This window comes from Arthrobacter sp. 05L417 (assembly GCF_056397865.1).
This window is the reverse complement of sequence record NZ_JBFTOG010000024.1, coordinates 70,409-76,661: the sequence shown is the minus strand read 5'-3', so window position 1 is coordinate 76,661 and position 6,253 is coordinate 70,409. Positions and strand designations below refer to the sequence as shown.

The following is a 6,253-nucleotide window of genomic DNA, read 5'->3' as shown; positions in this document are numbered from 1 at the left end:
TCGTCGAGGTACATCCAGGTGTCGTCGGCCGGGTTGGCGCCGTCGAGGTGGACGTTGAACCAGAGCACGATGGTCTGGCCGTTGTAGGCGGAGAGGTTCGCGCTGAGCTGGGTCCAGGTGCCGGAGTTGCTGCTGAGTTTGAACAGGCTCGCCAGGGTGGTGCCGCCCGTGGTACGGGCCTGGGCTTCCATCCAGTCGTAGCGGCAGGTGGTGCCGGTGCAGGTGTCGTCCGCGGTGTGCGGCTGGTACCAGAAGGACAGCGTGGAGGTCCCGGCGGCGGGCACGGTGATCGTCTGGGAGAGGTTGCTGTCCCCGAGGGGCTCGGCACCGGAGGCCAGGCCCAGCAGCGCGGAACCGGTGCCGGTGTGGGCGACGGTGGACGCCACGGGCGCCCTGACCCCGCCGGTGGTCCAGGACGTGAGTCCGGATTCGAAGCCGCCGTTGGTGACGCCGGGAACGGGCGCCGCGGGCGTGACGGGAGTCGACGCGGCAGAGGCCGGGGACGTCCCGACGGTGTTCGTGGCGGTGACGGTGAAGGTGTAGGCCGTGCCGTTAGTCAGTCCGGTGACGGTCGCCGTCGTCGAGGGCGGATTTCCGGTAACCGTCACCGGAGCCAGGGCCGTGCCCCCGGACGAAGGCGTCACGGCATACGAGGTGATCGGGGAGCCGCCGTTGGCCGGAGCCGTCCACGACACCACCGCGGAGGCGTTGCCCGCCGTCGCGGCCACCCCGGCCGGGGGCGACGGGGCGGTCGGCGCCGTCGGCGTCACGGGCGCCGACGCGGCAGACGCCGGTGACGTGCCGACCGCGTTCGTGGCCGTGACCGTGAAGGTGTAGGCCGTGCCGTTAGTCAAACCGGTGACGGTCGCCGTCGTCGAGGGCGGATTTCCGGTAACCGTCACCGGAGCCAGGGCCGCGGCCCCCGCATGCGGGGTCACGGCGTACGAAGTGATCGGAGACCCGCCGTTGGCCGGAGCCGTCCACGACACCACCGCCGAGGCGTTGCCCGCCGTCGCGGCCACCCCGGCCGGAGCCGCAGGCGCCGTCACGGTTGATGCGTTGCCCAGCGCCTGGGCGACCGTTTGAACGGATGTGGTTCCGTTGGCTGTTCTCCCCGCCAGCCAAGTGACAAAGGTCTTGAAGAGATTGGGGTCGATGGTCAAAGTGGGATCTGTCCCGACGGCGATGTGGTGGAAGGTCAGCTGGACCCAGCCCCCTCCCGGTTCCGCGTTGGTAACCAGGTTCTCGAGGTTCTGCAGCGTCCACGTGCTGTCGACTTCGTCCGGAGCCGCTGTGTTGTATGGATTGGCCGGGGGAAGGGTTTCGGCGAAGGGACAGCCCGAGCAACTGGCCGGCGAACGGATGTCCCCCAAATTGCGCGCACTAGCAAAACCGCAATTCTTCACGATTTGCTCGACGGAAGGGTTTTCGGCGGCGAAGGGATATGCGAAATCTGTGGCGTTGAACCCCCAGCTTGCAAGCGTGGTCCGTCCGCCGCAAACCTCGTTGGTGGCGGCCGAGGTGGACAACGTGGTGAGGTCCGGGTGGGTGATGGTGTGGCCACCGATCTCGTTGCCGTCCGCAGCGATGGTGTTCAAGTTGGCTCGCGTGAGCCATGACGGATTATCGATCCAACTGGTCGTAATGAAGAAGGTGCCGTGCAATCCGAGCGATTTCAGCAACTGTTCGGCAGGGAGCTGATCGGCGTTGCCATCGTCGAAGGTCAGGCTGATGATTGTTTTCGGCACTGCAGCCCGCGCAGGGGTCCCCGAGTAGACAACGGTGTAGCCGAGCAACAACAGCACGGACGCGGCCGTGGCGAAGCGGAACCATGCGTTACGGATGCCAGGTGTCCTCCCATGCCAAGCGGAGGGGTGCCCAGCGGAAGAGCGCCCCGGGTGCCGCCGGAACAGTATGGTCAGGAGCCGCATCGGCTTCCCCTTTTTCTGAACAGACCGGGTCGGAATCCCCAGGTCCGGAGCCTATTGGCTATGCAAGGCAAGGTTAAGAGTGGGTGGTACCCGTTTTGGACCGGGTTCCCGCTCTCTTCACTCGGGCTCCGATACGCGTATCCGGCCGGGAGGCTGCCGACTCAAGCGAAGGGGGAGTACGTGCCGTCAGAGACTAGCTCGATTGTCCCGTCGAGTGAGCTCAACGCCGGCCCATGGCCCGGCAGGATGATCTCTGCGCCCAACTGCTTGAGGACTTCTACGCTGGCCAAGATTTTCGCCGGGCGGTGATGGAAGACGGCGGGCAACAGCTGAAGCCCGCAGACCGGACTGACCGCGTGGCCAGTGATGAGCGCGTCCCCGGTGACCACGGCCTTGGCTGAACGGACGAAGAACGATGCATGGCCGCTGGTGTGCCCGCCGGTGGCAATGATCCGGGGAGATCCCGGGAGCGCGGCCAGAGTGTCCTGGGTCATTGCAGCGACGCCCGGGACGGCGACGTCGGACAAGCCCCCGGATCGGATGGCGTGTATGGCCCACGCGCCGACCCTGGGGCGGAGGATGCGCAATCCAAGATCCTTGACGGTGACTTGTTCGAGGACCTCGCGGCGAATGTTTGGCAACTCCGCATGAGACGCAAATACCGGAATGCCCATTGCCGATATTCTCGCTGCATTGCCGATGTGATCCGAGTGACCATGCGTCAGGAGAACTCCGGCGGCATTTTCCATGGCCAGTCCCAGGAAATTGATGCTCGATTGGAGCAATGGCCAGTTACCGGGATAGCCCGTGTCAATGAGGGTGAATTCTTCGTCCCGCTTGAGGATCGTCCAGTTGACAGCGGGGCCTTGGACGAAAAAGACGTCCTCGGCAACTTCCTTCACGTTGTCCTCAGCAGACCAGTTCTTCGACATGCTTCCCCTGTCCACATGGGCCTAGGAGGCGCCCCGTATGGGCCTCGGAGGTGCCTCGTGCGCGCCTCGTGCGCGCCGGACCATCTTATCCTCGGTGAGGGCGCGGGCTCCGCAGTGCTGGCGATACCCGGGAGGGGTATTGTGCCGTCCCTCCCGCAGTGCCCGAGGCTCGATTTCACTTGAGGCAAAACCTTTGCTAAAGTCATAACCGCTTCATTCCTCCGTAGCTCAATTGGCAGAGCATTCGACTGTTAATCGAAGGGTTACTGGTTCAAGTCCAGTCGGAGGAGCGCAAAGGCCCCGCACCGGTTTTCCAGGTGCGGGGCCTTATTTTTTGCCTGATTTTGTTCCATCATTCGAACGGCAGAATCCCACCGCCACGTCTTTAGACGAAGTCCATCTCCACTTGCAGGAACCTTGCTGCTTCGGCCACGGCGGACTGGAAGGCGTCATCCTCGGTGGGCGGCGTCCTCGGTTCCCTCGGATGCCATTCGTGGGCGGCGGAATGGACTCGGGTGAATCCGCCACCCGGTGGTGCGTAGAAGATTCCGAAGCGTTGGACGGGCCATTCAGGAGAGGTCTCGGGAGCCACGAGCAGTGCCGCGCCATTTGTCGGATTGAACCATTGCGCAATCGGGCGGCGGCGGTCCTCCGTGAAGAGTCCGGCCGCATAGAGGGCCGCGGATTGCGGGCTTGTCACCGTGCATAGACGATCCCACCACAGCGGCAGGATGCCATCATCCCTGCGCTGCCATGGGGCTGGAATGGGTTGCAGTTCCTGCCAACGGGGCACACCTCAACTTTATCGCCGGGCCATGACCGGCAACAGGCCTCGAACCAAGGGGAGGCCTGCCTAGTCCCGTTTCCAGGGCCCGGGATTGATCCGGTAGAGGATTGCGGAACCGACGACGGCGCCCAGCAGGGCTCCGAATACAGGGTTTCCGGCCCCGCGGCCAAGGAAGAAGCCGACGACGGCGCCAAGCATCGCTCCGAGGAAAAGTCCCCTGCCGTTGCGGTGCGGTTTGCGCGTCATGGCTTGAGCCTACTTGCCCGCGCACAGGTCCGGGCCTCGAACATCAGTGGACTGTGCATCAGTGGATGGAGGGCACGGACCGCGGCCGCACGACGAGCCAGAGGGCGGCCACGGCGCCTGCGAGACACACGGCCTGGACGGCACCCATGGGAACGGCAGAGCCGACGCCAAGCCAGCCAACCACGGGCGGGATGATTCCGGCCATCAGGAAGTTCGAGGCACCCAGCAGGGAAGCCGCGGTTCCGGCCTGCGCGCCATGGTTGGCCAGGGCAATCACCTGGACACAGGGGAACATGAACCCGGTGGCTAGGATGTAGAACCACAGCGGGACCATGACGCCCCACAGACCGAAGCCGAGGAGATCGAACACCACGATCAACACCGCCATCAGGAACATCCAGACCGTGGCGAACGCCATGATCCACTGGGGTGCCACTCGCCTGATGACCCTGGAACTGATTTGGACGCCGGCTACGATGCCCAGGGAGTTGACACCGAACAGCAGACCATATTCCTGCGGGGAGAAGTTGTAGACCTGTTGGAACAGGAAAGTGGACGCGGAAAGGTAGGCAAACAGGCCGCCGAAGTTGAACCCGCCCACGAGCAGCATCCCGACGAAAATCCGGTCGGCGAAGACGGCCTTGTAGCGTTGGCCCGCCGTCGAAGTCGTCTGCCGGCGGAGTTCGGCAGGATACGTTTCCCGGATGAGGAACACTGCGGCAATGATCACGAGGATTCCGTAGCTGGCCAGGAAGTAGAAGATCCCGGGCCATGGCATTATCAACAGCAGTTGTGAACCGATAATCGGAGCCAGAATAGGCGCGAGGCCGTTCACCAGCGACATGCGGGAGAACATCCGCACCATGGCGTAGCCCGCGAAGAGGTCCCGGACCATGGCCATTGCCACCACGCCCCCGCCGGCTGCACCTACGCCCATGAGGACACGGAACAGGGCAAGGGTGCTGATGTCCGTGGACAGTGCGGCGCCGAGGGAGGACCCGATGTGCAGGGCCGTCGCCAGGATCAAGGGCATGCGGCGTCCGAATTTGTCGCTGAACGGCCCCACCACCAATTGGCCAATGGCGAAGCCAACTGTTGTGCCGGTCAGTGTGAGTTGGATCGCAGCCGCAGACACGTCGAAATGATGCTCCAGCGCGGGAAACGCCGGCAAATAGAGATCCACTGTAAATGGACCCAAGGCGGTCAATGCGCCAAGTAGCAGGATATAGAGGAGTTTTTCGCGTCGACTGAGGGAATCGCCCGGTACAGGGGGAGTGTTCACGATTATCAATCCTATGTGCGACAGATCATATTTATCGGCGATGGCGGAGGCGCGCCGCAGGACCGTCCGGAAGTTGAGGCTGAAGCTGAATGGTAGTTTTGTGGACAGGTGCGCGTGGGCGGTTGTATTCGTCTCCGTGCCGGAGCCGGGTACGAGCAAGAAGGAAGCAGTGAGGCGGAACCTATGAGTGGACGTCACAGCGGCCGGGCTGGCCAACGCCCGGGCATTTCGGCGTTGCCGAACACCCTGAAACTTGCGGCCAGGCTCGCGCCGCGGCAGCTCAATGACGAAATCAGCCTTGCCAAGCTTGAACTCAAGGGCAAAGGCAAACAGCTGGGTATCGCCGGCGCTTTCGTTGGCGTTGCGCTGATCTTTCTCTCTTTGCTCGTCATCGCCTTGGTTGTAGCGGCCATCTTGGGTTTGGCCACCGTCATGCCTCCGTGGCTGGCTGCGCTCGTGGTCGCGGCGGCGTTCCTATTGATCATCCTCATCGGAGCCCTCGTCGCCTTCCGCGCGTTCAAGGGGGCCATGCCGTTTGTACCTGAGAAGACCATCCGAGGCATCAAGCACGATCTCGGCATAGTCAAGGAAGGCACGTCCTTCGACGCCAGCATCCTTGACCCGTCGTCGGATGCCTACAAAGCGGCGGAAGCAGCGAAAACGGCCGCCGCCGAGAAGGCCAAGGCCGAAAAGGCCGCCAAGGCAGAAGCACACAAGGCCGAGCAGCCCCCCGCCCCGAGCGAAGCTGAGCTGCTCCGCCGTCTGGAGCAGCGGCGCGAGCACCTCGCCGACGTTCGCGATCAGCTGGGCGTCGAGCTCGACGTCAAGACCCAGGGAAAGGTCCTGCGCGACGTTGCAGGGCAAAAGCTCGACGACGGACTCCGGCTTGCTGCCGACAAGCTCGCAGATTTCAGTGAGAAGGTTCCAGCCGGGCTGCCGGAGCGGCTCGCCGCGCACTGGAAAGAGCTCTTTCTCTTCGCCGCTTCCGCCACGGTGGCCGCAGTAGGACTGCGGAAGCTGTTCAAGAAGTAATCGGAACGGCAAGCAGCAGCGCCAGCTGCGGACTACGGAAAGG

The 6,253-nt window shown here is 63.7% G+C and carries 6 protein-coding genes and 1 tRNA gene; 2 read left to right on the top strand and 5 right to left on the bottom strand.

Features of this window, described 5'->3' with window-relative positions; translation table 11 throughout:
• The coding region (locus AC1DJW_RS16980; RefSeq protein WP_476901912.1) for a fibronectin type III domain-containing protein at positions 1 to 1,931 on the bottom strand (1,931 nt) is incomplete at its 3' end.
• A gap of 161 nt (positions 1,932 to 2,092) precedes the next feature.
• A complete protein-coding gene (locus AC1DJW_RS16975; protein ID WP_476901911.1) occupies positions 2,093 to 2,863 on the bottom strand; it encodes an MBL fold metallo-hydrolase in 771 nt (256 codons plus the stop codon).
• A 217-nt stretch (positions 2,864 to 3,080) separates the two neighbouring features.
• On the opposite strand from AC1DJW_RS16975, the gene AC1DJW_RS16970 reads away from it, so the two are divergent.
• A tRNA-Asn gene (locus AC1DJW_RS16970) sits at positions 3,081 to 3,153 on the top strand.
• Positions 3,154 to 3,248: 95 nt separating this feature from the next.
• Here AC1DJW_RS16970 and AC1DJW_RS16965 read toward each other — a convergent pair.
• From AC1DJW_RS16965 to AC1DJW_RS16955, 3 genes are read right to left on the bottom strand one after another with little or no spacing between them, the layout of a single operon-like run.
• Positions 3,249 to 3,656 (bottom strand): hypothetical protein, encoded by a 408-nt coding sequence (locus AC1DJW_RS16965; RefSeq protein ID WP_234750734.1) that lies wholly within the window; start codon positions 3,654 to 3,656, stop codon positions 3,249 to 3,251.
• A gap of 60 nt (positions 3,657 to 3,716) precedes the next feature.
• Positions 3,717 to 3,896, bottom strand: a complete 180-nt coding sequence (locus tag AC1DJW_RS16960; RefSeq protein WP_284752618.1) for a glycine zipper domain-containing protein — start codon at positions 3,894 to 3,896, stop codon at positions 3,717 to 3,719.
• 58 nt (positions 3,897 to 3,954) lie between these two features.
• Complete coding sequence (locus AC1DJW_RS16955; RefSeq protein WP_284752699.1) at positions 3,955 to 5,184, bottom strand: multidrug effflux MFS transporter; 1,230 nt, start codon at positions 5,182 to 5,184, stop codon at positions 3,955 to 3,957.
• Positions 5,185 to 5,361: 177 nt separating this feature from the next.
• On the opposite strand from AC1DJW_RS16955, the gene AC1DJW_RS16950 reads away from it, so the two are divergent.
• Positions 5,362 to 6,210 (top strand): phage holin family protein, encoded by an 849-nt coding sequence (locus AC1DJW_RS16950; RefSeq protein WP_390282738.1) that lies wholly within the window; start codon positions 5,362 to 5,364, stop codon positions 6,208 to 6,210.
• Positions 6,211 to 6,253: the final 43 nt, after the last annotated feature.